The 25,838-nt window shown below is 67.0% G+C and carries 20 protein-coding genes and 1 pseudogene; 10 read left to right on the top strand and 11 right to left on the bottom strand.

The window, feature by feature from the left end; genetic code table 11:
- The first annotated feature begins 184 nt into the window (after window positions 1–184).
- Together ABIE08_RS16380 and ABIE08_RS16375 are read left to right on the top strand one after the other, a co-directional pair.
- Window positions 185–421: a hypothetical protein gene (locus ABIE08_RS16380; protein ID WP_354552634.1), complete on the top strand. Its 237-nt coding sequence runs from the start codon at window positions 185–187 to the stop codon at window positions 419–421.
- Window positions 418–657: a DUF982 domain-containing protein gene (locus tag ABIE08_RS16375; RefSeq protein WP_354552632.1), complete on the top strand. Its 240-nt coding sequence runs from the start codon at window positions 418–420 to the stop codon at window positions 655–657. The genes ABIE08_RS16380 and ABIE08_RS16375 overlap by 4 nt, the downstream gene beginning before the upstream one ends.
- Before the next feature lie 30 nt (window positions 658–687).
- Here the strand turns inward: ABIE08_RS16375 and ABIE08_RS16370 are convergent, their stop codons facing one another.
- The 6 genes from ABIE08_RS16370 to ABIE08_RS16345 form a co-directional block, all read right to left on the bottom strand.
- Entirely contained in the window at window positions 688–2,310 is a 1,623-nt protein-coding gene (locus ABIE08_RS16370) for a sulfite reductase subunit alpha (protein ID WP_354552630.1), read from the bottom strand.
- Window positions 2,307–4,067 (bottom strand): NirA family protein, encoded by a 1,761-nt coding sequence (locus tag ABIE08_RS16365; protein ID WP_354552628.1) that lies wholly within the window; start codon window positions 4,065–4,067, stop codon window positions 2,307–2,309. Before ABIE08_RS16365 ends, ABIE08_RS16370 begins: the two co-directional genes overlap by 4 nt.
- An 11-nt stretch (window positions 4,068–4,078) precedes the next feature.
- Window positions 4,079–4,879, bottom strand: coding sequence for a nitrite transporter NirC (gene nirC / locus ABIE08_RS16360; protein WP_354552626.1), 801 nt, complete (start codon window positions 4,877–4,879; stop codon window positions 4,079–4,081).
- An 11-nt stretch (window positions 4,880–4,890) separates the two neighbouring features.
- Complete coding sequence (gene cysG, locus ABIE08_RS16355; RefSeq protein ID WP_354552624.1) at window positions 4,891–6,354, bottom strand: siroheme synthase CysG; 1,464 nt, start codon at window positions 6,352–6,354, stop codon at window positions 4,891–4,893.
- Window positions 6,355–6,669: 315 nt separating this feature from the next.
- Window positions 6,670–8,001 carry a CmpA/NrtA family ABC transporter substrate-binding protein gene (locus tag ABIE08_RS16350; protein WP_436409564.1) on the bottom strand — a complete coding sequence of 444 codons (1,332 nt, stop codon included), beginning with the start codon at window positions 7,999–8,001 and terminating at the stop codon, window positions 6,670–6,672.
- A gap of 35 nt (window positions 8,002–8,036) precedes the next feature.
- Window positions 8,037–8,627 (bottom strand): ANTAR domain-containing response regulator, encoded by a 591-nt coding sequence (locus ABIE08_RS16345; protein WP_354552622.1) that lies wholly within the window; start codon window positions 8,625–8,627, stop codon window positions 8,037–8,039.
- 222 nt (window positions 8,628–8,849) lie between these two features.
- Here ABIE08_RS16345 and ABIE08_RS16340 point away from each other — a divergent pair, with 222 nt between their 5' ends.
- Complete coding sequence (locus ABIE08_RS16340; RefSeq protein WP_354552620.1) at window positions 8,850–10,217, top strand: rhamnan synthesis F family protein; 1,368 nt, start codon at window positions 8,850–8,852, stop codon at window positions 10,215–10,217.
- Between the two features lie 2 nt (window positions 10,218–10,219).
- On the opposite strand, the gene ABIE08_RS16335 is transcribed toward ABIE08_RS16340, so the two are convergent.
- From ABIE08_RS16335 to ABIE08_RS16325, 3 genes are read right to left on the bottom strand one after another with little or no spacing between them, the layout of a single operon-like run.
- Window positions 10,220–10,912 carry an IspD/TarI family cytidylyltransferase gene (locus ABIE08_RS16335; RefSeq protein ID WP_354552618.1) on the bottom strand — a complete coding sequence of 231 codons (693 nt, stop codon included), beginning with the start codon at window positions 10,910–10,912 and terminating at the stop codon, window positions 10,220–10,222.
- Window positions 10,899–12,254: a sulfatase-like hydrolase/transferase gene (locus ABIE08_RS16330; protein WP_354552617.1), complete on the bottom strand. Its 1,356-nt coding sequence runs from the start codon at window positions 12,252–12,254 to the stop codon at window positions 10,899–10,901. Before ABIE08_RS16330 ends, ABIE08_RS16335 begins: the two co-directional genes overlap by 14 nt.
- A gap of 55 nt (window positions 12,255–12,309) precedes the next feature.
- Entirely contained in the window at window positions 12,310–13,290 is a 981-nt protein-coding gene (locus ABIE08_RS16325) for a glycosyltransferase family 2 protein (protein ID WP_354552615.1), read from the bottom strand.
- Between the two features lie 182 nt (window positions 13,291–13,472).
- Here ABIE08_RS16325 and ABIE08_RS16320 point away from each other — a divergent pair.
- Window positions 13,473–13,688 (top strand): annotated as a pseudogene (locus ABIE08_RS16320) (glutaminase); the annotation flags it as partial.
- A 90-nt stretch (window positions 13,689–13,778) separates the two neighbouring features.
- Here ABIE08_RS16320 and ABIE08_RS16315 read toward each other — a convergent pair.
- Both ABIE08_RS16315 and ABIE08_RS16310 read right to left on the bottom strand, forming a co-directional pair.
- Window positions 13,779–15,545 carry a hydantoinase B/oxoprolinase family protein gene (locus ABIE08_RS16315; RefSeq protein ID WP_354552614.1) on the bottom strand — a complete coding sequence of 589 codons (1,767 nt, stop codon included), beginning with the start codon at window positions 15,543–15,545 and terminating at the stop codon, window positions 13,779–13,781.
- A 14-nt stretch (window positions 15,546–15,559) separates the two neighbouring features.
- A complete protein-coding gene (locus tag ABIE08_RS16310; RefSeq protein WP_354552612.1) occupies window positions 15,560–17,623 on the bottom strand; it encodes a hydantoinase/oxoprolinase family protein in 2,064 nt (687 codons plus the stop codon).
- A gap of 445 nt (window positions 17,624–18,068) precedes the next feature.
- On the opposite strand from ABIE08_RS16310, the gene ABIE08_RS16305 reads away from it, so the two are divergent.
- From ABIE08_RS16305 to ABIE08_RS16280, 6 genes are all read left to right on the top strand, one after another.
- Window positions 18,069–18,887: an IclR family transcriptional regulator gene (locus ABIE08_RS16305; RefSeq protein WP_354552610.1), complete on the top strand. Its 819-nt coding sequence runs from the start codon at window positions 18,069–18,071 to the stop codon at window positions 18,885–18,887.
- Between the two features lie 203 nt (window positions 18,888–19,090).
- Window positions 19,091–20,212 (top strand): substrate-binding domain-containing protein, encoded by a 1,122-nt coding sequence (locus tag ABIE08_RS16300; protein WP_266333480.1) that lies wholly within the window; start codon window positions 19,091–19,093, stop codon window positions 20,210–20,212.
- Between the two features lie 84 nt (window positions 20,213–20,296).
- The gene (locus ABIE08_RS16295) at window positions 20,297–21,361 is read left to right on the top strand and encodes an ABC transporter permease (RefSeq protein ID WP_354552608.1); all 1,065 of its coding nucleotides are present in this window, start codon (window positions 20,297–20,299) and stop codon (window positions 21,359–21,361) included.
- Complete coding sequence (locus ABIE08_RS16290; RefSeq protein ID WP_354552606.1) at window positions 21,358–22,884, top strand: sugar ABC transporter ATP-binding protein; 1,527 nt, start codon at window positions 21,358–21,360, stop codon at window positions 22,882–22,884. The genes ABIE08_RS16295 and ABIE08_RS16290 overlap by 4 nt, the downstream gene beginning before the upstream one ends.
- A gap of 276 nt (window positions 22,885–23,160) precedes the next feature.
- Window positions 23,161–24,801, top strand: a complete 1,641-nt coding sequence (locus tag ABIE08_RS16285; protein ID WP_354552604.1) for an FGGY-family carbohydrate kinase — start codon at window positions 23,161–23,163, stop codon at window positions 24,799–24,801.
- 37 nt (window positions 24,802–24,838) lie between these two features.
- On the top strand, window positions 24,839–25,837 hold the full coding sequence (locus ABIE08_RS16280; protein WP_266333476.1) for a substrate-binding domain-containing protein: 999 nt from the start codon (window positions 24,839–24,841) through the stop codon (window positions 25,835–25,837).
- Window position 25,838 lies beyond the last annotated feature (1 nt).

Raw genomic sequence — 25,838 nt, 5'->3', positions numbered from 1 at the left:
CAGCATCAAGACAGATGGGGCCCGCGCCATGAGCCGGACTGCCCGCCTCTCGAGATCGAGAGCAACCAAATTTAACGCGACGGGATTGGAGGGGTCTCTACCCCGAAACGGGCTGCAAACAACGGCACCCCCGTTCGGGGGTGCATGCAGGCCCGACCGGGCGCCCCATCAAGGAGACGCGACAATGACATCCACGCGCGACACTTCCGACAAAACCAAGCCCGACGTCGACGGCGTCGCCAGCCCGACGAAGGAGGACGCCACCGGCCAGTTCCATCGTGGCAAGGCCGGCAGCGGCAATGACGGGCTCGTCAGCGCCGAGCCGCGCATCTTCGGCAGCCGGGAGCGGGAGGCTTCCAGCTGGAACGAGAATGCCGATGAAACCGATACCAAGACGGACAGGCAGGAGAAGCGGCCATGAGCAGCGCGTTCCATATCACCCTCGGCAAGCCGCCCGCGGCGCAGGAAATCCAGGATGTGGCGGCCGCCGCGGAATGGCTGTCCGATCGCTGGCCAGAGGCCCATCGCGGCACGCTGAAACATCTCGCCGCCCAGGTCGCCTGCGCCGACCTCATCGAGAGCGGCGGAGACGCGGCGATTGCGCAGGACGCCTTCATGGCCGCGGCGGAAGAGGCAGGTCTCCTCTCCTCCCAATAGTCCAGGGCGCCCCCTGCCCGTCCTGTGGGCTCAGTAGACGTCGGCCTGGAAACGGCCGGCCTTCTTGAGCGAACGGATCGCCGCGACAGCTTCGTCCGCGCCCAACCCGCCATGGCTGGCGGCGATGGAAACCAGCGCCGCCTCGACATCCTTGGCCATGCGCTTGGCGTCGCCGCAGACATAGAGATGCGCGCCCTCGCCGATCCAGCGCCAGAGCTCGGCACCGACTTCCAGCATGCGGTCCTGCACGTAGAACTTCTCGGCCCCGTCGCGCGACCAGGCCAGCGAAAGTCGCGTGAGCAGTCCGCTCGCGCGCATTGCCTGCAGCTCGTCCTTGTAGAAGAAATCCGTCGCCTGGCGCTGGTGGCCATAGAACAGCCAGTTGCGACCGGGCGCGGTGATCGCCTCGCGCTCCTTGAGGAAGGCGCGGAACGGCGCGATGCCGGTCCCGGGCCCGATCATGATGACGGGCGCGTTCGGATCGGCCGGCAGGGCGAAATCATGCGCCTTCTGGACATAGCAGCGCAGCGTCTCGCCCGGCTCCATCCGCTCGGCAAGGAAGGTAGAGGCGACGCCGAGGCGCTTGCGCTGGCCGACCTGGTAGCGCACGGCATCGACGGTCAAGGTGATGCGACCGGCCTCGGTCTTCGGCGAGGACGAGATCGAATAGAGGCGCGGCTGCAATGGCTCCAGCGCATCGACGAAGGCTTCGGGATGCGGGCGGGCGGCAGCGAATTTCTGCACCACGGCGAAGACGTCGAGCTGCGCCGCGTCGCCGTCGGGATCGCCGCCACGCGCCAGCTCCCGCGCCTTTTCGCGCAGCGTGCCGCCCAGGATGTGCGAATAGAGCTCGTAGAGCGCATCGGGCGCAAGGCCGAGCGAAACCTCGTCCCGCAGCACCTCGCGAAGCGTCCGGCCGCGCACTTCCGTCGTGTGGGCGACGCCCAGCATGGCGATGATCTGGTCGACATGGCCAAGGCTGTTGCGCGGAAAGACGCCAAAGCTGTCGCCGACGGCGTAGTCGAGGCCGCTCGCAGCGATGTCGAACTCGACGTGATGCGTATCCTTTTCCGAGCCCGCGCCATTCAGGCGGCGGCGGCCGAGGAACACGGCCTCGACCGGCTGTTCGCGACTCATGCCGGGCTTTGAGACAGCCACAGCGGGCTTGTCCTCGGAAACGGGCGATGCCTTGGCGTCCGCGCTCGCCTCGCCAAGCTCGGCCGCCAGCGCCTTGACCAGCCGGAACGTCTCCTTGCCGCCGGGCGCGCAGAGATTGAGCCGCGCCTCGTCCTTCAGGAAGATCGCATTGGCATAGGCGGCGCAGCTATAGCCGCACTGGCCGCAATCCTGCTGCGCCATCGCCGCCATCAGTTTCTGGCTGGCGGGGCGGCCTTCGGCGAGTTTCATCCGCTCCTCCGCCGGCATGGCGGCATCGTGCCAAGGCGCATCGTCATTGCTGGCCAGCGGCGGACCGATGGGCGCTTCCGGCGCCGGAGCGAGCAGACCTTGCGGCAGGATGCCGGCGGCGTCGACGGGGGTGAGCGAGCCGAGGGCGGCAGCGAGGAAGCCCGACAGCCAGGCGCGCTGCTCGTCGCTGAACGGCGCGCCCTCGGGCACGATGTTGGTCGGCGAGGGTGTCGGCTGGAAGGTCATGTGGCGGCCTCCTGGGTCATGGCGTTCAGCGCTTCGGCGTCGTGGCGCAGCGTGAAGGTGGCGAAGCTCTCGGTCGCGTCCGCGCGATGGGCGAGATAGGCGCGCAGCAGCGCCTCGATCCGGGCGGGCGCGTCCTCGGCCTTGACATCGGACTGGAGCAGCCGGCCGATCCGCGCGTCGGCGCCGAAGCCGCCGCCGACATGGATGTGATAGCCCTCGACCTGGTCGCCCTCCTCGTTGATCGAGACCTTGGCGCCGATCAGGCCGATATCGCCGATATAGTGCTGGGCGCAGGAGTGATGGCAGCCGGTCAGGTGGATGTTGAGCGGCTGGTCGAGTTCGATGCGGCCATCGAGATGATCGGCGATTGCAAGCGCGTGGCCCTTGGTGTCGGAGGCGGCGAACTTGCAGCCCCGGCTGCCGGTGCAGGCGACGAGTCCGGCCCGCACGGCGGAGGCCGTCCACGCGAGACCGATCGCCTCGATGCGGGCCTTCGCCTCGGCGATGCGGCTGTGCGGGATGCCCGACAGGATGACGTTTTGCCAGACGGTGAGGCGGATATCGCCATCGCCCAGGTCCTGCGCGATGGCCGCGATCGCCCGCATCTCCTGCGCGGTCATCCGCCCGGCCGGAATGACGATCCCCGCCCAGGAAAGCCCCGCCTGGCGCTGGGGGTGGAAATCGATATGCGCGCCACGGTCGGTCGCCGGCCGCTTCGCCACCAGCGCGGCGTCGATCCGGGTCAGCGGCGCGCCGAGCTTCTTTTCGACTTCCTCGAGGAAGCGGGCAAAGCCCCAGTCGTCGAGCAGGTATTTGAGCCGCGCCTTGGTCCGGTCGGTGCGGTTGCCATGATCCACGAAGACGTGGACGATGGCGTCGGCGACGCGCACCGCCTCGGCCGGCTCGACGATGATGCCGGTATCGCGGGCAAAATCCTTATGGCCGGTGATGCCCCCCAGGGTCAGGCGATACCAGATGCCGGGGCGCACCGGCGCGCCGGACAGCACCTCGACCGCTTGGAAACCGATATCGTTGGTCTCCTCCAGCGTCGGGATCTTGCCGCCGCCATCGAAGGCGACGTTGAATTTTCGCGGCAGGCCATACATCGCACGCGTATTGAGGATGTGATGGTGCCAGGCGCGAGCATGCGGCCTGGTATCGATCAGTTCCTGCGGATCGATGCCGGCCGTGGCCGAGCCGGTGACGTTGCGGATGTTGTCGGCGCCCGACCCCTTGGACACGAGGCCGACATCCATCAGCCCCTCGACCAGGGACGGGGCATTTTCCGGCACGATTTCGCGGATCTGCAGATTGGCGCGCGTCGTCACATGGCTGTAGCCACCGCCGAGGCGCTCGGCCAGATCGGCAACGGCCGCGAACTGCCAATGCGTCAGGATGCCGTTCGGGATGCGCAGCCGGCACATATAGCTGTCCTGCGCCGGCGCGACGTGGAACAGGCCATGATAGCGCCAACGGAAATTGTCCTCCGGCTTCGGCTTGGCGCCGGAACGGGCCTCGCGGCTCAGCCGGTCATAGGCCTCGAACGGATGATCCGCGCGCTTCCACTTTTCCTGGTCGACCAGCTTGCCGCCGGCTGCCACCGTGCGGTCCTGCGCCTTCCATTGCTCGGCGTCCGGGCCGGTCGGCTCGGCAGCCATGGCGGGGGTGGCAGGCGGCGCGACGTTGCGCGCCGCCGTCGCGCCGGAGAGAAAGCCCTCCAGCCAGCGTTTCTGTTCGGGGAGAAAATCCTGGCCCATCGTCGCCTCCTTCACTCGGCCGCGACAATGCCGGCGACGGACCGGGACGAAGGCCGCGCCGCCGCCACCCAATAGGCGCCCGCCATCAGGATGGCGCCGGCGAAGGTGTTGCCGAGCGTGACCCAGAACAGGTTCCAGGCGGCGCCGGCCCAGGTGATGGTGTCGGGATGCTTCGAGAACAGGGCGAGCGCGAAGACCGTCATGTTGGCGACGGAATGCTCGTAGCCAGACGCGATGAAGGCGAACAGGCACCAGGCGATGGCGATCATCTTGGCGGCGTCGCTGGTGGTGCGGGCCGACATCCAGAGCGCCAGGCAGACAAGCCAGTTGCAGAGGATGGCGCGCGCGATCAGTTGCACCGGATCCGCGTTCATCTTGGCAGCAGCCGCCTTGAAGAGGAACTCGCTCGGCGACGAGAGGATCGATCCGCCGCCGGCCAGGACGAACAGGCCGGCCAAAAGCATCGCGCCGACGAGATTGCCGACCCAACTCGCCAGCCAGACGCGACCGAGCTGGCCGAGCGTCGTCTGACCCTCCAGTGTCGAGATCGTCATGTTCATGGTGTGGCCGGTGTAGAGCTCGGCGCCGGCGAAGACGACGAGGATCAGCGCCAGGCCGAACGACGCGCCCATGACGAGCGGCCGGATGCTCGGATCGAGCAGCGAGCCGAGGCTGAAGATCAGGAGGATGCCGAAGCCGACATAGATGCCGGCCATGGCCGAGCCGATGAAGAAGCCGGCCGGGTGGGTTTCGAGCAGACGGGCCTTGGACGCGCCAAGGGCGGAGAGTTTGCTGATGGTCTCGTCAAACATGCTGCTTGTCCTCAGGTGCCAAAGAGAAGGGTCTGTGCGGTGTCGGGGTGGTAGATTTCGGCTTGCGCGGCGGGGCGGAACGCCTCGCCGATGCCGACCAGGACCGGGCCGTCGGAACGGCTGGAAGGTTCGGTCGCGAGGCTCGCCAAGGTCGTGTGGCGGATGGTCTGCTCGGGTCGCGAAACGGATTGCGCCAGCACGACGGGGGTCGCAGCGGCGCGGCCCTCGGCCAGCAGGCGGCGGGCGAATTCGGGGGCCGTGCGGCCGCCCATATAGACGGCGAGCGTCGTCTCAGGATCGGCAAGGCCGCGCCAGTCGAGATCCGGCATGTCGCCGTCGCGGCCATGGCCGGTGACGAAGCGGACCGAATGGGCGTGGTCGCGATGGGTCAGCGACGCGCCGAGGCTGGAAGCCAGCGCCGACGCGGCTGTGATGCCGGGCACGACCTCGACAGCGATGCCCTCAGCCCGCAGCACCTCGATCTCCTCGCCGGCGCGACCGAACACCATCGGATCGCCCGACTTCAGGCGGACGACATTCTTGCCCTGCCGCGCCAGCTTGAGCGCCATGGCGTTGATATCGTCCTGCGCGCAGGAAGCCCGGCCGCCGCGCTTGCCGACCATCATCCGCCGCGCCTCGCGGCGGGCGAGTTCGAGCACGCCATCGGAGACGAGATCGTCGAACAGGATGACATCGGCCGCCTGCAGGGCGCGCACCGCCTTGACCGTCAGCAGGTCCGGATCGCCCGGGCCCGCGCCGACCAGCGTGACGCGGCCAACCGGCGCGGCGACCTCGCCACGCCGGGCCTCATCGACGAGTTGCGCGAGATCGCCGGCCTCGGCGGGCGATGCCGGGGCGAGCGCCAGGTCGGCAAACCGCTCCCAGAAGCGGCGGCGTTCCGCCCCCGGCTGAAGCGTTTCCAGGACCGTCCGGCGCATCCGGGCCGCGCGCTCCGCCCAGGCGGCAAGCGTCGCGGGAAGCGCGAATTCGATCCGCCGCCGTACGGCCTGGCCAAGGATCGGCGCGGCGCCGCTGGTTGAAATGCCGATCACCACGGGCGAGCGGTTGACGATGCCGCCAAACTGAAAGCTGCAGAAATCGGGGCGATCGATGACGTTGTGGGGTATGCCCGCTGCCAGCGCTTGGTCACGAAACTGCGCCGCCTGCTCGTCCGTCTCGGCATCGAAAACGGCGACCGCCATGCCGCGCAACTGTTGGGGTTCGTAGGCGCCAAGCCACGAGATGCGTCCGGCATCGACCAGCGCCGCGAGTTCGGGAGCCAGCGGCGCATCGCCCACACAAGCAAGGCAGGTGGTCGCCCCGGTGGCGGCGAGAAGCTCCGCCTTCCAGGCCGCGGCGGCGCTGTGGCCGACGACGAGGGCGCGCCTGCCTTCCAGCCGCAGGAAGATGGGCAGGACGGCGAGCGGGTCGATGCGCGGCGCGGTAATACGGGGCTGGCGGCTGGCAAGCGGCATGCGATCTCCTGTCATCGGGGGGATGGACACGGCTTTCCGTTCCGAAGGCATTCGGAAGAAAGCGGGATCGTCGCCGGAAAACGGATGCATGCGTCGCGGCCGTGCGTTCATGCACTCGAATGCGGCGACGTCGTTGTCGGGATAGCCTCTTCAGAGGCAGACCAAGGGCGTATCTTCGTTGATCACCCTGGCGGCGAATTCGATCATAACCGAACTCAGCTTGGAATAAGTGTAAGGCCTTGCCTCATCTTTACTCAAGGCTAATTTGTAAGCACAGCGCCGGAATTGCGGGCGGCGACATGCTGCTTTCGGCGGCTAAAGCAGGTCGTGGCGCCCGCTGCCCGAGGTCGGATGGGTAACGGGAAACCCGGCGACATAGTCGACGATCCGGTCGGGTTCGAAGGCCCGCCCGTCGAGAAACGGCGCCGCAGGCAGCCGCATCGGCCCTGCCGTGGTCTCGATCTCGATGGCGACCGGACTGCCCTCGACCTTGCGGTCGGCGAGCGGCAGCGGCGTCGAGGAGCCCGCCAGCGCCTGGCGATACAGATCGGGCCGATAGGCGGACGCCGCGCGCTCGATCGCCTGCGGCGTCAGCGGCGCCTGGCCCCAGCGCGCCATCTGGCTGAACAGCCACAGCGCCTCGCTGATCCAGGGGAAATTCGCGGCCTCGCGGTGGAAGGTCAGGTAGTTCGGAATATCGCGCAGCGTGCCGTCGGGATCGACGAGGAAGCGATCGGTGAGCAGCGAGCCGATCAGCGCCGGGGAGCCGCCGACATAGCCGGGCTCGGCCAGCATGGCGGCGAGCGTCGGCCGGTTTTCCGGCACGTCGCACCATCTGGCCGCCGCATCGAGCGCGACGATCAGGCGCGACAGCGTCTCGGGCTGGCTCTCGGCCCAGTCCGGCCGCACGCCCAGGACCTTTTCCGGCGCGGCCGGCCAGATATCCGCCTTGACCGCGACGACGCGACCGACGCCGCGCTCGACCGCGATCATGTTCCAGGGCGCGTTGACGCAAAAGCCGTCGATCGCCCCGGCGGCCATCGCATCGGCGGTCAGCGGCGGCGGCACGACGGTCATCGTGACGTCACGGTCGGGATCAATGCCGGCCGCCGCCATGAAATAGCGGAACTCGTAATTGTGCGACGAGAAGGGATAGGTCATGGCGAAGACCAGCGGCCTTTGCCCGGCCTCGCGCCGCGCCGCGATCACCTGCGCCAGCGCGCGCGCATTGGTCAGCGCATCCTCCGTGCCGCCCAGGCCGGCCAGCGCCTGCATGTCGCGATAGAGACCGACGGAGAGCGTGATGGCATTGCCGCCGCGCCCGAGCACGAAGGGCGCCAGGGTCGGCGACGGGTTGGAGCCCAGCCCCACGCAGGAAGCAACGGCCATTGGCGCCAGCATGTGCGCGACATCGAACTGATGGAAGGCGAGCCGGTCGCGGATATTGGCCCAGGAGACATCCCTGATCAGTTGCAGGCTCAGCCCCTCGCGGGCCGCGAAACCCTGCTCCTCCGCCGCGACGAGAACGGCGATATCGAGCAGCGGAATGAAGCCGACGCGCACGATGCGGTTCTGGTCCGGCCGGATCGCGGCGGGACCGGCGAGCCGGACGCCGTCCGGGCCTGGCATCGTCGAGCGTGCGGTCATGGCGTCGTTTCCGCCTTTCCTGGCATTCAGCATGGCTATTTTCCGAGCAATCCGGCCGCGGTGACGAGGCTCTGCGCGATGTCGGCGATGCGGCGCTTCTCGTTCATCGCCGCCTGCCGCAGCAGCGCATAGGCCTCTTCCTCGGACAGGTTTCGCGACCGCATCAGGATTCCCTTGGCGCGGTCGATCACCTTGCGGTCGGCCAGCTCGCTCTTCGCTTCCAGCAGTTCGCGCTGCAGCCGGTCAAACGCCTCGAAGCGGCTGATCGCCATGTCGACGATGGCTTTCACCCGCTCCTTCTTCAGCCCGTCGACGATATAGGCGGAGACGCCGGCATCGACGGCGGCACGGATCATGGCCTGGTCGGACTGGTCGACGAACATCGCCACGGGACGCGACACGACGCGAGACACCTGGAACATCTGCTCGAGCATGTCGCGGCTGGGATTTTCGAGATCGATGATGATGACGTCGGGATCGATGGCGGCCAGCCGGCGAACGAGTTGCGTGCTGGTCTCGATCACCTCGACGCCATCAATACCGGCCTCGCGCAGGCCATCGACGAGGATGGCCGCCCGAACCGCATTGTCGTCGACCACCACGACCCGGATGGCATTTGGTTTCATCGGCGACCCATCAGTCCCTCGCACACCCCGCATCGAGATGAGACGCAAGCAAGAATCATGCAAGATCGGTTCTTGCTCCTACTCTGTTCTTCCCGCGACGAGCCATCGAAGACACGCATCCATTCGCGGAAAGCCGGGCGATGTGCCTTGCGCCGAGCGTCTGGCGCAGATATCGAGCGCGCGACGTACAGGAAACCAAGATGGCGCCCGGAGGCCATCCCGATGTCCGACACCCATGGCAGCTCCGGTCTGTTGAGACCACTCGCACGCCTCTGGCGCCGGGCACGCAGAGCGGACCGGTCCAGCGCGGGCCTCGACCTGCGCGGATCCTCACGACGCCCCATCCGCTACCTGCTCGAACTGGAAGCCCGTCCGGGACAGCGCCCCTTCGTGCCACTCCAGATCAGTCGACACGGCCAGCCGGAAGCCTCCACGATCTATGTGCCTTGCCTCGGGCGCACCCGCTATGTTCTGGAAGTCTCGCTACCGGCGATGAGGATCACGTTCAGTCCGCAGCAGGTCGCCATGGCGACACGGGTTCCGCTCCTGCGATGGCTACGCCGGCTGGGGCCAAGCTTTCGCCGCGCCGAACGCCGGTTGGGAATCGAGATCGTCGACGGGCTTCGACTGACGCCGCTGCTGTATGGCCGGGGACCCGAAGCGCATGAACTGGCCGCCACGCTGCGGACGTTGCGGGGCTGGGGGTTGGGCGTCGAGAGCCAAAACTTCCAGGAGGTGATGGCACGGGCCGTGGAGCCTCCCGCCCGGCCGTATCAGCCGCGCGCCGTGGATCCAAGGCCCCGGATCGGCATCGTGCTGCATCTGCACTATGTCGAACTCTGGCCAGAATTCGAGGCGCTGCTTGCCGGACTGGAACGCCCGTTGCGGCTTCTCGTCACAACGACTGCGGAAGATCCCGACCTCGCCGCCCGGATTACGGATGGCTTCCCCGGGGCAGTCATCAAGACCTACCCCAATCGAGGCCGCGATATCGGACCGTTCATTGGCCTGCTGCGGGACGGACATCTCGATGGGCTGGATCTGCTGTGCAAGCTGCATGGCAAGCGTTCGGGCGCCTCGGGCGCGCGCGCTGTGCTGGGTGAGATGTGGCGGCGGGCGAGCGTCGGCGACCTGATCGGCTCCCGCGACGTCGTGGACGAGATCGTCCGGCGCTTCTCCGATACCCCCGAGATCGGCATGATCGGCTCGCGTCGGTTCCGCTTACCCAACGAGCATATGGGGCTCGATTCCGTATGGGGCGCGAACCACGAACAGATCCGAATGTTGGCGCAGCAGCTTGGCTTGCCCGATGACAGGCTTGTCGTCGAATTTTTCGCAGGGACGATGTTCTGGGTGCGGCGCGACGTACTAGACGCCCTGGCGCAGCTGCCGCTCGACATCGACTCCTTCCCGCCCGAGGCCGGCCAGCTCGATGGCACGCTGCACCATGCGTTGGAGCGTGTCTTCGGCCTGCTACCCGGGCTTGCCGGCAAGCGGCTGGAAGATACGCTCTGGTCCAGCACGCCGACGCCGGCGCTATCGGCGCGCGGGGGATCGACCACCGAAAGCGGGCAGCGTCAAACCGCCTGACGTCAAGACTTCGATCGAAGGCGTTCCAGCGCGACCATCGCCTCCGCCAGTTCGAGATCCTCCAGACTGGTGATCTTGATGTTGCGGGCGCTGCCCTCGACGAAGGCGGTGCGAATGCCGGCTATCTCGAGCACTTCGAGCAGGCTCGGATCTCCGGAGACGTCGGCGGCGTCCAGTCGCTCGTAAGCCCGTTTCACCGCCTCGCTCGAAAAGACGACGGGCTTCTGGCCTACCAGCACATCGCCCGGCGCATGCAGGATCTCTCCGTCGCGGCGATAGAGATACTCGGTGTTGACAATGCCGGGCGCGGCGGCGCCCGGCTCCCTCGCCGCATCCAGCAATTGCCGCACCGAAGCCGTGGTCGCGAACGGGTGGACGACGTCGTGCAGGATCAGCCAGGGGGCCGTCGCCGCCCCGATCAGCTTTCGGGTCGTGTCGCTGCGCGTGGGGCCACCGACCAGGATCGTGACGCCGGGGGCTCCAACCAGCGCCCGCGCGCGCTCGAAGTCGGCGGCCGGAACTGCGACGAGGATGCTTTCGGCGATGTCGCGGAAAAGCGTGATCGAGCGTTCCAGCAAGGTCTGGCCGCCCAACGGCACGAAAGCCTTGGGGCCAAGCCCCAATCGGGTGCCTCCACCAGCCGCCTGGATGAGGGCCTGCGCCGCCTGCGGCTTGCGCGCCTTAGCGTCGAACATCGTCACTCCGTCGAAGAAGGGAATTCCAGACCTTTTGCAAAGACTGCGGAATCCAATCGTTGTTTGCCGCGGCTCGGTCGAAGAACGCGTCACGGCCATGCCGGTTGATCCGGTGGAGGCAAGCGGGATCGAGAGCGCGTGAGGGTGCCGGCGTCCGGGCCTCGATATAGGCCTGCTTCTTGCCGAGCCATGTGCGAAGCGCAGCGCGCAAGCGCTGGAAGTCATCGCCGACCGTGCCCTGGCGACCGAGCATGTGGGCCATAGCGGTCGCAAAATGCGGCCGGGCTCCATCCGCCCCGACGAAGACCAGGCCGCCATCGCGATCGAGGTCAAAAAAATGGAGCAAGTTGCAATGATTGCCGGGATCGAGGCGGTGATTAAACAGTTCCATGCCGCGCGAACTCACCAGCAGGCTGTGCGAGCCATTATGGACGGCGAAGGCCTTGCGCGTGTCCATGTCGACCGAGTCGGGTTGGCTGCCGGTGAAATTCTGGGAACACGCGACGGTCCGGCGCTCGGTCTGGACCAGGCTTTGGCCGGACTCCGCGAACGGCAACAGCGCCTTGATGCCGAGAAGATCGAGGCATGTCGGCGCGAGATCGATGGTACTCGCCAAGCCGTAGTCGTTTCCGGCCGGCAAGGACGCATCACGAATGAGCAAGGGACAATGAACGATCTGCGTGTGCGGCTCGACGCCGTGGAGCAGCCCCTTCTTGAAGCCGTGCGTCCAGTAGTCGTCGCCATGATCGCCGAAGATCACGATGGTCGTATCGTCCATCAGCCCCTTGCGCTCGAGCAGGGCGAGCATCGCGCCGAGCGTGTGGTCCGCGACCGCGCACGCGCCGCCGATCAGATCGTCGAGACCCTCGGCATGCGGCGCCAGCGCCATCGCATGTTCGATATGCGTCACCAGGTTCCAGACATAGATCGCAAAGCCGTTCGTGTCGGTCGCATCGTCGAACTTGCGCGAAAGCGCGCTGAAGTCGTTCGTCGCCCAGACCGGGGGCAGACTGTCGGCAAGCAAGGGAAGCATCCGCTTTGCCGGCTGGGCGCTGGCGCAGAGAAAGTCCGTCCGGTAGCCGGTCTCTTCCAGTGTCGAAAAGAGACTAGGATTGTTGGCGGCCGGTTTGCAGAGACCGGTCCCCGCATCCATCTCAAAATCATTGCCGTGAAACAGATAGGCGAGGACCATCTGGGTCGAGGTCGCGGACGAGAAATAAGAGCGGTATACCCGCGCCGTCGGCATAAACCGGCTCAAATGCGGAAATGCTTCCGGAAAGGACTGGATCGTCCGCCAGGAAATGCTCTCCAGGTGGAGGACCACCAGATTTCGGCGTTTCAACAAGCAAGCGGCTTTCCAGGAGCGCGGCAAGAGCGGGAAGACAGCGAGCCGGACGTCATGATTTCGCGCTTCGCCAATTCTGGAAGATCGAGCCGAAATCCAGTCCCGTGAAGCGCGGCATGGAACGCCAGTTGCGGCCTTCGCCAGCACCATGCCGTTCAAAGTGCTGCCAGCCACTCTGGAAATGACCCTTGGCCACCGCCTGCCGAACGTCGGGGTTGAGAGACAGATACAACGCCTCGTCAAACAGGGCGCGATCGGGCAGCGCCGGCGCCGGGATGGCGGAATAGCCGGTTGGTAGGACGCGACCTCTCGTCGCCGGGCCGGAGAGATCGGTATAGCCGCGCCAGGGACGCACGGATCGCAGCGTCAGATTGCTTTCATCGACGAGATGCTGGTAGCCAGCCGCCTGATGCTCGTTACGGGGATCGATCGCGCGGAATTTCTCGAAACGGATTTCGCGATCCTGCCGATCCATCATGCTGAGGTGATACAGATAGGCGTTCATGCGCGCCTGCGGCGCCGCGTCGAGTTCCGGCGGAAACCAGGGCCGGTGCAAGGCGGATGGGCGCGGCGTGAAGCCCGCCGGAACCTGGAACATGCGCACCGTCCAGCGCGGTCCACAAAGGCCGTCGCCGCGGAACTGGTCCGGCGCGTTCCATAGATTGACGATGCGGACCAGACGAAGAACGCGGCCGGTGCGGTCGCCGTGCGCCGCCTCCTGGGGCAAGCGACGCAGGAAAGCATCTTCGAACCGCTCATCGGCATCCGCGCAGAGAACCCACCGGGCGCCGAGCCGGGCAGCCTCGACCAGCAGGCGGTGGCGGTTGCGGGTTTCGTTCGCATGCGGCGGTCCCCCGCGCGCCTCGCTGAGGACGGATGCAACGCGCGGCTCGTTGGCGAGAATTTGCGTCGTTCCATCCGTGGAGCCGTCATCCAGGGCGATGATGCCGTCCACATGGTCGCGGATGTGGTGCAGAAAGCCGGGCAGGTACCGTTCTTCGTTCCGGACCGCGATCAGACAGAAAACGCTCACCCTGGTTCCTTGGTCGCGATCGGGAGCCCCGCCGCGGAGCGCCATCTACCCTTGCCCGAGAAACCAATTTACACCCGAATCGTTCGCAGACAACGGCAGGATCCGCCTTATCGGACTCGACTATTCTCGCTGATGCTTCGGCCTTCTGATGATCACGGAAGTGCAAAGGACGGAAGGCATGCTCGGCCTCCGGCGACTGGGCGTATACGGTCGGCCTGCCGGGCAAGAGCGGCGTCGGGGGCGGGATCCTCGCGGTTGCGCCCGGCAAGATGGCGATCGCCGCCTTTTCGCCGCCGCTCGACCCGGTCGGCAACAGCGTGCGGGCCCAGGCCGCCGTCGCCGCCGTGGCCAGGGCGCTGGCGCTCAACCCGTTCGGCCCGGCCCCTGCCCCGCGCTGACCGGTCAGCCCGCCCGGCGCACAGGACCAGCCCCCACAACTTGCCGGATCGCGGTCTCGTTGCGCGATCCGGCATTTCTTCGCGAAAGCGCTAGGCGGGATCCAGCGCCTGCCTTGCCTCCGCGGTCCGTTCGGCGTCGACGCGGTTGTCGTCCGTCAGTACGACGCCATAGACCGAGGCCGCCCGGTCGCGGCTGATCCAGCCTTCCTTCACATCGTGCAGGACGCGGGCCGGATCGCGCTCATGCGGATGGCCGTAGCCACCGCCGCCACCGCTGATCGAGACCATGGTTTCGTCGGGACCGATGACGACTTCAGCACAGGCCGGAACCGGCTGCAGCGTGCCGTCGGCCAGGCGGCGATATTGCGCCGAGGTCGCCCCCGCCAGGCCGCCACGGGTGCCCAGCGCCGGATTGACGTTGCCGTCGCTGACATAGGCGACCGTCATCGAGCAGTCGACCGGCGCGAACTCCGAATAGGCGCCGAGCGCGCCACGGAACCTTCCCGCGCCTTCCGAATCCGAGATGAGGCGCCGCGCATGGACAAAAATGGGGTGGCGAAGCTCGTCGATCTCGATCGAGTCCTGGTAGCACATGCCGGCATTGCCGACATGCAGGATGGTCAGCCAGCCATCCGTCCAGGGCGTGCCAGCCCCGCCCGTGCAACCGAGATAAACCTCGTTGACGAAGGGCTTGCCGTCATGCACGCCGGAAACCACGCCGCAGGAGGGCGGGATCAAGGCGCCCGTCTCGGCCTGGCCGAGGCCATCGGCGAGTTCGGCCAAAGCCGCCTGGACCGGATTGGCGACGCGATCGGCAATATTGGTGGTCGCGACCGAGCAGGAAGTCGGATGCCGCGGCCTTCCGACGACGCAGCCATCGCGCAGGTGGATCTTGATGCGGCGGAAGCTGCCCTCGTTCTTCGGCACGGTGTGATCGATCGAATTGAAGATGCCGATCATCGGCGCCGACAGCGAACAGGCCTCCGACAGGTTGAGCCCGTTCGGCATCGAGTCAGGGTTGTCGGTCATGTCGACCTCGATCATCGCCTCTTCCGGCTTGACCTCGACCGTCGCCGTGATCGTCACGCCTTCCGCCGGCGTGCCGGGGAACGCGTCGTGCGTGCTGGTGCGCGTCACGCGGCCCTTGGGCAGTGCGCGGATCACCTCGATCATCCGCTTCTCGCTGTAGTCGAACCATTGCTGCGAATAGTCTTCCAGCCGGTCCCAGCCGATTTCCTTGCCGAGCGCCAGGATCTCGCGCTCGCCGACGCGCGCGGCGCCCAGCGTCGCCAGATAGTCGCCCCACCACTGGTCCGGCACGCGGATGCGCATCTGGCACATGCGGATGATGTCCATGACGTGCTGGTAGTTGTCCTGCACCTTCACGGCCGGGAAGATCAGCGCGCCCTCATTATAGACGTCGAGCGCCGCGCCCATATAGGTCGTCGGCAGCGAGTTGCCGCAATCGGCCTGGTGCGCCTTGGCGAGCACGGTGAAGCGATGAACGCCCGCCTCGTCAATGATCGGGATCAGGATCGAGTGATCGGCGGGATGGGTACAGCCGTGATAGGGCGAATTGTGCAGGAAGGCGTCGCCGCGCTTCAGCACCGGATGATTGTCGGTCATCGTGCGCGACATGATGTCGGGCCCGCGCAGCACATGGTTGGGCAGGCTTTCGGCCGTTGCCAGCAGCTCGTGCTTGGCTGTCAGCACGACGCAGGAGAAATCGCGCGCGATGGTGAGAATCCCGGAGCGGCCGGTGCGGTGCAGCGTGTTCGCCATCTTGCGGGCGATGCCCTCGAAGCGGGCGGTCAGCACCGCGAGCGTCGAGCCATCCATCTTGTTGGTGTCGGACATGGGTCTCTCTCCGCTCAGACTTCGATGACGAGATTGCCGGATGCGTCGCGCCAGGCCTTTGCGCCGGGATCGATGACGATCGACGTGAAATCGGATTCGACGATGGCCGGGCCAAGCAAGGGCTGGCCTTCCGGGATGGATTCGAGCCGCCAGACATCGGCGTCGATCCAGTCGGTGCCGAGGAAGCGGACCGGGCGCGACGGCAGCTTGGCCGGACGGCTGTCGGCTGCGAGACGGCCGGGCACGCCGGAGCCGATGCGGCAGCGCACCTCGGCATTCCAGCTCACGGTCTCGATCTCCGCCTTGTCGTCGCTGACGGCGAAGATATCCTGGTGCATCTGGTGGAAATCGGCGACCAGCGTGCGAACGTCATCGCCGCCCACGAAGCTCGGCACCCGGAGCGGGACCTCGATTTCCCAGGCCTGGTCCATGTAGCGCGCCTCGGTCGACCAATCGATTTCGACCGCCTTGGCGCCGGCGCCGGGGCCTGCCGCGAAGGCGTCGCAGGAGGCCTTGAGGCCGGCCAGCACCTTGTTAACGCCGTCGACGTCGAAGCTGTCGCTGCGCGAATGGAACATGGCCTGCTGGTGCGCGGTCAGGTCGGAAATCAGTGCCCCGGAGGCCGAGAGCGCGGCGCCGGCTTCCGTCACCAGCACGCGCTTGCAGCCGAGACGCCGGGCGATCGCCACGCAGTTGATGCCGGCGGCGCCGCCGCCCGCGACAAAGGTCGCCTGCGTCGGGTCGATGCCCTGGTTGACGGTGATGTCCATGATCGCCTGGACCATGTGCTCGGTCGCCAGCGCCACGATCACCTCGGCCGCCTGCTCGACCGTCTTGCCGAGGGGCTCGGCCACGTCGGTGCGGATCGCGTCGAGCGCGCCCTGCTTGTTCAGCGCCATCTTGCCGCCGAGGAAGAACTCGGCATCGATGAAGCCGAGCGCGACGGAGGCGTCGGTCAGGGTCGGCTTCTTGCCGCCACGGCCATAGCAGACGGGGCCCGGAACCGCACCGGCGCTCTTCGGACCGACATGAAGAAGGCCGCCCGCATCGACCCAGGCGATCGAACCGCCGCCGGCGCCGATGCTCTTCACGTCGACGGAGGGCATGCCGGTCATGTGGCTGCGGAAAGGCTGGCCGAGCCAGGTTTCGCGGCTGCGCGGAATGCGGCCGCGCCGGACCAGCGAGACGTCGAAGGTGGTGCCGCCGGTGTCGCCGACGATCAGGGTTTCGGCCGCGTCATCGGCGCCATAGGCCTTGGCCGCGACCGGGGCCATGCTCGGTCCGGAATTGATCAGATGCACCGGGGCTTCCGCCACCCGCGCCGCGTCCATCACGCCGCCCTGCGAGGTGACGACGAGCACGCGGCCCTGGAAGCCGGCGTCCCGCAGGCGCTGTTCGAGGCCGCGCATATAGGCGCCCATGACCGGCTTCAGCGAGGCGTCGATGCAGGTCGAGGAGGCGCGGCGATATTCGCGGATCGACGGGTTGATCTCATGCGACAGCGTGTAGGGCACGCCCGGCAGGTGCTTTTCAATCAGCGCGCCGACGGCCAGTTCATGCGCCGGATCAACCACCGACCACAGAAACGACACGCCGATCGCCTCGACCTCGGCCGCCTTCAGCTTCGCCAGGATCTCGATCACGGCCGCCTCATCCAGCGGGGTCTTGACCGCGCCGCTGACCGTGATGCGCTCCGGCACCTCGAAGGTGAGTGCACGCGGCACATAAGGCTCGGTGTAGGGCACCGTGAAATTGAACGGCTCGATGCGCCCGCCCTCGCGAAAAACCAGCGTATCCGGATGGCCCTTGGTCGTCAGGAAGGCCGTGCGGGCGGTCGAGCCGGTGACGATGGCGTTGATCGCATGCGTCGTGCCGTGGACGAGGATCTCGCCGCGACCCAGATAGCTGTGCAGGTCCTCGCCCGCCGCCTCGGCAGCGATCCGCAGGCTGTCGATCACCCCGGCGACGGGATCGGACGGCGTCGTCGACGCCTTGTGCATGCTGAGAACGCCATCTTCCGTGGCGACCATCAGGTCGGTGAAGGTGCCGCCCGTATCGACGGCAAAGCGAAGGCCCATTATCGGCTCCAGAATGCGGGCGCAACCGAGAGCGGCGGCGCCTTCAAGAAGGGATCGGAAAAGATGCGAGACCGTCGACGGCCCCGGAAAAGCGGGGATGAACCCAGACGGCTATGGCTGTTGCCCGACGCGGCATCGGGGCTGAACGAATCCGTCAGCCGGCGCCGGTGTCGAAAGCACCCGGCGAAGATCGCGTCTGCCGACCGCAACCGATCGATCCATGCGCGCCTCCCCGGGACAGAAACTCTGACGTTCCGACCGCATCCTGCACTTCCCCGTCGCAACCATTTATCTGTTCTGTTAAGCCGAACATGGTTCTGTTATGCAAATCGTAGGGGCAGTTCGAGGATATTGTCAACGGGCCATCGTTCCGCGTATCGGTTGTGCGGACGGCCCTATCCGCCCTGCACGTTGCAGGCGCGGCGAAACCAGAAGGCAACCAACCGTGTCCACCACGCCTGACGAGAGCACTCCCGACAAATACCCGCTGCGCAGCGTTGGCCGGGCGCTGGACGTGCTCGAAGCCCTGGGCGCGGGCGACAGCAAGGGGATGGGCGTGGGCGAGATCGCGGCGGCCATCGGCGTCTCGCGCAGCACCGCCTTCACCCTGCTGCAGACCATGGTGGCGCGCGGATTCGTGGCCGATACCCGCGTCGGCAATGGCCGCCTCTACCGGCTCGGCCTGGCGCTCGTGCATCTGGGCGACCGTGCCGTGGCCGAGATGGGCATCACCCAGATCGCCACCCCGATCCTCCAGCAACTCACCGACACGACGAAGCTGACTTCGCGCCTCGCCGTGCTGGACGATGGCCATGCGGTGGCCATCGGGCGCGTCGATGCGCCGGGGCCGTTCCGCATGATGTCGTCGCTTGGCCGCCGCGAGCTGCCGCATTGCTCGTCGGTCGGCAAGGCGCTGCTGGCGCGGCTGCCGCAGGACGAGGTCAAGGCCATCCTCAAGCGGCTCGGCATGCCGCGGCGTACCGAACACACGCTCACGACACCGGCGGCCCTGATCGAGGAACTGAAGGTGATCGCCGAGCGCGGCTATGCCCTCGACAACGAGGAAGACAATATCGGCGTGCTGTGCGTCGGCGCGGCGATCTACGACCGCAACAGCGCCGCCGTGGCCGCGATCAGCGTCACGACGATGAAGCGCGCCGACGAGGACGTGCACCGCCTGGGCGCGATCGTCCGCGCCCATGCCGATCGGATCAGCCTCCTGCTCGGCGGCCCCGCGCACGCCGCCCTGCCCTCAGAGCGCTAAGACACCCCCGTCCCGCCAACCGGTCCGGAACGACCTCCCGCCTGTGCGGGGGGCGCTTCCGCGCGCCTGTTCCCCCCTCACCACGAACGCCGCCAGACGACCCCAGCGGTCGTATTGACAAGCCGCGCCCCTCCGTTACAGTTCAAGTGCACAAAACATAGTTCTGCCTAACAGAACACTTCCAGATGCGAACGGAGAGCCACATGTCCCGCCTTAGAAGCCGCATGCTCGCGGTAATCGGATCCGCGCTGCTTGCCGGTGTTTGCGGCGCAGCCACCTCGGCCCACGCGGCCGGCATCACCGTGCCGGACGGCGCGAAGAGCCGCACCATGCCCTGGGGGGAGTTCAAGCTCGCGCCCCGCATCGTCAAGAAGCTCGAGGCGGGCGAGACCGCCAACATCGTGGTCGGCATCGAAGGCACCGGCCTGCCGATCCAGGGCGCGGAAATGCGCATCGGCACGAAGAAGGGCTGCGAGACCGCCAACAAGTCGCTTTCCGCCGAGTGCCGCATGGTCGGACCGGTCAATCCCGACACCGCCAAGCAGTTGTCTGAACTGGAAACGCTGCTGAATTCGGGACAGGTCGACTGCCTGGCCCTGCAGCCGCCGCTGCCGAACCAGTTCACCAACATCATCAACAAATATGCCGATGCCGGCATCCCGGTGTTCACGCTGAACATTGACGCGCCGAAGGCCAAGCGCTTCGCCTTCTACGCGCTGAACGAGGTGCAGGCGGGCAAGATCAACGGGGAGACGACCGCGCGGCTGATCAAGGAAAAGGGCATCAAGGTCAACCAGATCGCCATGGGCAGCGGCGCTCCTGACCAGCCCTGGGCGCAGGCCCGCATGGAAGGCTTCATGGAAGGCTATAAGTCGGTGTTCCCCGACGCGAAGTTCTTCAATGACGTGAAGAGCGGCATCCCGACCGGCAAGAACTTCACGACGCAGGAAGTGCTGAACTCGGTCACGCCGTTCCTGACCGCCAATCCGGACGTCACCCTGTTCTTCCACACCGACCAGGGCATTGAGGGCGTCGGCAACGTCATCCGCAACCTGAAGCTCAATGGCAAGGTGTTCGCCTCGGGCTTCAACGTCAGCGGCGCCATCCTCGACTCGATTGGCGAAGGCAACACGCTGGTCACGATCGACCAGGGCTTCGACAATCAGGCCCAGGCCCCGGTCGAGCAGTGCGCCCAGTTCCTTGCCAAGGGCGAGACCCCGGCCGATCCGATGCAGTTCCTGCGCCCGATCGTCATCACCCAGGCCGGCGGCGCGAACGAACTGACCGTGGACGCGGGCCGCGAGCGCCTCAAGGCCGCCCGCTAGCCTTCAGCGCCGACAGGACGGCGCGGGGATCCGATCTCCGCGCCGTCCCTGCTTCTCCCTTGTCGCTGCCGTCCCGGAGCCACCATGACCCAGTCCGCCCTTGCCCTCCTGGGGCAGCAAAAAGTCCTGAACAGCCTACGAACCCTCGGTTTGGCGCTGGCTATCGTCCTCATCGCCGTCATCGTCCAGTCGCAGCGTTCGGCCTTCCTCAGCCCCGAAAACATGCTGACGCTGGTCCGCTCGATGGTGGCGCTCGGCATGGTGGCCTTCGCCCAGATGCTGGTCATCCTGCTCGGCGAAATCGACCTTTCGGTCGGCGCGGTCTACGGGCTGGCCGGCACGGTCACCGCCACGCTCTGGCTCGGCGGCGGCAGCCTGCCCTTCACGACGCCGCTGCTGGTGGCGCTGGCGGCCGGCCTCGGCATCGCCCTGCTCACCGGCCTGCTCAATGGCTTCCTGACCGTCCGTGCCGGCCTGCCCTCCTTCATCACGACGCTGGGCATGCTCAACGTGGCCGATGGCCTGTCGCTGCTGATCAGCAACGCCACCACCTTCACCCCGGCCTATAACGAGCCGCTGCCGCCCGCCTGGGAGCTCTCCTTCTTCCACGGCCTCGGCGGGGCGCTGATGGCCTATGACATTCCCGTCGAGACGCTGTGGCTGGTCGGCGCCTTCATCCTGTTCTGGATCCTGCGCCACCGCACCGTGTTCGGCTTCCGCCTGATGGCGATGGGCGGCAATGCGGAAGCGGCGCGCGTCGCCCGCCTTCCGCTCAAGAAGTACAAATATGTCGTCTTCGTCCTGAGCGCGCTGATGGCAGGGCTCGCCGGCATCCTCGATTTCTCCTATGTCGGCTCGGTCGGCCCGACCCAGTCCAGCTCGCTGTCCTTCCAGGTCATCGCGGCGGTCGTCATCGGCGGCGCCAGCCTGAATGGCGGCCGGGGCACCATTGTGGGCACGCTGCTCGGCGTCATCCTGCTCGCCCTTCTCAACAACGGCCTCGCTTTGCTCGGTGTCAGCTCCTTCGTCCAGCTCCTGTTCATCGGTCTGGTGACGATCGGCGCCGTCTGGCTCGATCTCGTCTCGCAGAAGCTGATCCGCAGCGCCGGCCAGCGCTCGGTCCGTTCGGGCACGGGAGCCGTGGCATGATCCGGCTCACCGGCAAGGGCATCACCAAGCGCTATGGCGCGACGCGGGCGCTCGACGGGCTGGATCTCGACATCACCTCGGGCAGCATCATCGGCATTGCCGGCCCGAATGGCGCCGGCAAGAGCACGCTGATGCGCATGCTGGCCGGCGAGGAGAAGGCGGATAGCGGCGAGATCGTACTGCAGCGGCCCGACGGCCCGGTCGCGGACGTGTGGCAGCGGGTCGCCGTGGTGCACCAGGAGCCGCATATCTGGCCAAACATGACGGTCGAGCAGAACCTCGCCGTCGGTCGCGAGGGCCACTGGTTCGGCCGCATCGCCGTCGATCCGGCGGCCGCCGAGGCAGTGCTGACCCGGCTCGGGATCGCGGCCTTCGCGCATTACGAACTCGCCGATCTGTCGCTCGCCGTGCAGCAGCGCGTCGAGATCGCCCGCGCCATGCTGAGCGATGCCGACGTCTATCTGTTCGACGAGCCCAACTCGGCGCTGACGGAACAGGAATCGGAAGCGCTCTTCACCACCATGGGCGAGCTCGCTCGGGATGGCAGGATCGTGCTGCTGATCACGCATCGGCTGAACGATTTCGTGCGCAGTTGCGACCGCGTGTTGGTGCTGCGCGATGGCCGCATCAGCGCCGAGATCAACGGCGCGGAGATCAGCGAGACCGCAATCGCCGCCCATCTGACGGCAAGCCATGCCGGCGACCGGAAGCCGGATGAAACCCGCGCCGCGCCAAGGGCCGCCTCCGGCCAGGCCGGATCGCCGGTCTGGCGCCTTGCCCGCTGCGCCGACCGGCTCGACGCCTTCCGCGACATCTCGATCGACCTGATGCCGGGCCGCATCATCGCGCTTTCCGGCGTCGAGGGTTCCGGCGCGCGCGAACTGGCGCAGGCGATCGGCGCCTTTCGCCCGATGTGCGAAGCGGACCGCAAGAGCCTGACGCCGCGCGGCCGCACGTCGGTCTCCTATCTCGCGGCAAGCCGGCGGCACACCGTTTTCCACAATATGAGCGTCGGCGAAAACCTAGCGGCGCGGCTCGGCCTCGGCGCGCTGGGCGGCCGGTCGCGCCTGCTCGATCCCGGCCGGCTGGAGGCGATCGCCCGCGAGGGCGTAGCGCGCTATCGCGTCAAGACCGGCAGCACGAGCCACCCGATCACCTCGCTCAGCGGCGGCAACCAGCAGAAGGTGGCGCTCGGCGCCTCCATGGAGGAGAACACCGACATCATCGTGATCGAGGAGCCGACACGCGGCGTCGACATCTCCAGCAAGGCCGACATCTACGAACTGCTGCGCGACTTCGCCGCCCGCGGACGCTCCGTCGTCGTCTTCTGCACCGAAGTGCAGGAGATCTTTGACGTGGCGGACGAGGTCGTGGTGCTGTCACGGGGGCGGATCGTCGGGCGGATCGACATGGCCGAAATCGCAGACATACCGACGCTCGGCGATCGCCTGGCCCACTATGAAAGCCTGCCGGAAAGCAGCCCCGCCCTGCCCGCCGGCGAAAGGCTGCCCGCCTTTGCCTGATAGCGGTTAGACGGCCCGTAACACGCTCTGCTGTGCTTCCAACCTCGATTGATCGCCTCGCCGGCAACGGTGGGGCGATTTTCGTTTGGCGATCCCGAACGCCAACTCGAATGTCGGCGTATTTATATACGTCCAAAAATATACATAACTCAGTTGACTTAAGACCACACGCGGACATTAATTCGTCAGCCGCCGACAGGAAGCGTTTCCTGCAAATCGGCGAGCGGGATCGAGGCGGGCCCATTCGGCCTTCCGCAGGAGTGAACTGGGTGCATCGTGGCTGACGTCTATCTGCTAGGTCTGGATTTCGGCACGGAGTCGGCGCGCGGCGTCCGCATCCATGCGACGACGGGCGAGCAGGAAGCGAGCCACACCCACCCCTACCGGCACGGCGTCATGACCGCCGCCCTGCCCGACGGCACGGCGCTGCCGCCCGCCTATGCGCTTCAGGACGCCGCCGACTATCTCGAAGCGGCCGAGGCGATCCTGACCGCGATCGGCGGGGGATTCGAGATCGCCGGCATCGGCATCGGCTTCACCGCCAGCACGCCGCTGCCCGCCCGCGCCGACGGCACCCCGCTCTCCGCCCTGCTCCCCGACGAACCGCATGCATTCGTGAAGCTCTGGAAGCATGCGGCGGCCCAGCCCTATGCCGATGCGATCAATGCGCAGGGCGGCCGTTTCCTGAAGAATTTCGGCGGCCGGCTCTCGGGCGAATGGATGCTGGCCAAGGCCGCGCAGATCGAGGCCGAGGCGCCGGCGATCTGGAAGCAGGCCGACCGCTTCATCGAGGCCGGCGACTGGCTGGTCTGGCAACTGACCGGGCTTGAGGCCCGCAGCCTCGACTTCGCTGCCTACAAGGCGCAGTTCTCGGCCGAGAGCGGCTATCCCAACCATACCGTACCGGGCCTCGCCGACCGTCTGTCGCCGCCCCTGCCCGTCGGCTCGGCCGCAGGATTGCTGGCGCCGGGCTGGCACGAGCGGACCGGCATTCGCGGCGACGCCGTCGTCGCCGTCGCCGTCATTGATTCGCATGTCGTGCTGCCGGCCGTGGACGGCATCGCCGCCGGCACGCTGGTCGGCGCGCTCGGCACCTCGGCCGCCTACCTGCTGCTCGGCGACCGGGCCGGCGAGCTGCCGAAAGGCATCGAGGGCGTCGCGGATGGCGCCGTCCTGCCGGATCTCGCCTGCTATGAGGCGGGACAGGCCGGCTTCGGCGACATTCTAGCCTGGTATATCCGCAATTTTCCCCGCGCCGAGACGGTGGCCGAGAGCTTCCGGCTCTATGACGAAAGCGCCGCCTCGCTGAACCCGGGCCAGAGCCGCCTGATGGCGCTCGACTGGTGGAGCGGCAACCGCGTTCCCTTCGCCGATTCGAGCCTGAGCGGCCTGCTGGTCGGGCTCAACCTCTCGACCAGCTCGACACAGATCTATCGCGCCTTGCTGGAGGCGCTCTGCTATGGCGCGCGCTCGATCTTCGATCACCTCGCCGCCGGCGACCTGCCGATCGACCGGGTCATCCTGACCAGCGGCCTGTCGCGTCGCAATCCGCTGCTGCTGCAGATCATGGCCGACGTGCTCGGACGCGAGATCGAGGTTCCCGACATCGCCAACCCGACCGCCGTCGGCGCCGCCATCCATGGCGCGGTCGCGGCCGGCATCGTCCCGGATTTCGCCGCCGGCGCGGCCCGTTTCGGCGCCCGGCGCTTCGACCGGTTCACGCCCGATCCCGCCGCCACCGGCGTCTATGCTTCGCTTTATCAGCAATACCGCCAGCTTGCCGCCGACGACCGGCTTCGCCAGTCGATGCGCGCGCTTGGGACGGCGGGCGGCTTTCCGAACGGCTCGTCGGAAACGCCGCGATACGCGAGCCAGCCCGCAAGCCCGGAGCGGGAGGTTGACCAGGCACATCCGTGACACTCGACAATAAACCAGGTTGGAGGAGACCAGGACTATGTTGAAGATGACAAGCCGGACCCTACGGTCCATCGCCATGCCCGCGACGCTCGCGCTGACCGCCACCATGGCGCTTTCGGCCGGCGCGCAGGCGCAAGACAAGACGTTCCTGATCGGCATCGTCGAGCAGCAGCTGGCAAACCCGTTCTTCGCCAAGCTGCAGCAGGCGGGCGTCGACGCGGCCAAGAAGCATGGCCTCGAGACCATGACGGCAGAATCGAGCGTCGCCGGCGATTCCGCGACCCAGGTCGCCGCCATCGAGAACATGATCAACCGCGGCGCCAAGGGCATCGTGCTCGATCCCGCCAACGCCTCGGCGCTGGTCAAGATCGTGCAGAAGGCCCGCGACGCCGGCATCATCGTGGTGACGACCAACACCTCGCTGGAGCCCGCCACCGCCGCCGACGCCTCCTACGAGACCGACAATCTCGCGGCGGGCGAACTGATCGGCAAATGGGCAAAGGCCCGGCTCGGCAGCACGCCGGCCCGCATCGCCATGCTCGACTACGACCTCTCCGACAAGACCGCCAAGGCGCGCCATGACGGCTTCCTGAAGGGCTTCGGCATTGCCGAGGGCGCTCCGGAGATCGCGGGCACCGCGCTGACGCAGGCCAATGTCGAGACCGGCCAGTCGTCGATGGAAAACCTGCTGTCGGCCCATCCCGACATCAACGCCGTCTACACGATCAACGAGCCGGCGGCCCAGGGCGCCTTCCTCGCCATCAAGCGGGCGAAGAAGGACATCGTGATGACCTCGATCGACGGCAGCTGCTCGGGCGTCCGCAGCGTTGCCGACGGCACGATCGGCGCGACCGTGATGCAGTTCCCGACCAATATGGGCACCCTTGCCGTCGAGGCGATCGTCAAGGCCGTCAATGGCGGTCCCAAGCCGACCGGCGTCAACAATTCCGGCACCATCCTGATCACCGACAATCCGGTGGACGGCATTGAATCCAAGGACTCCAAGTGGGGCCTGGAAAACTGCTGGGGAGAGTAAC

Source organism: Kaistia defluvii (genome assembly GCF_040548815.1).
In the GTDB taxonomy this organism is placed as follows: Bacteria; Pseudomonadota; Alphaproteobacteria; order Rhizobiales; family Kaistiaceae; genus Kaistia; species Kaistia defluvii_A.
Note: the sequence above shows the minus strand (reverse complement) of the source record. Positions and strands in the feature narration are given on the sequence as shown.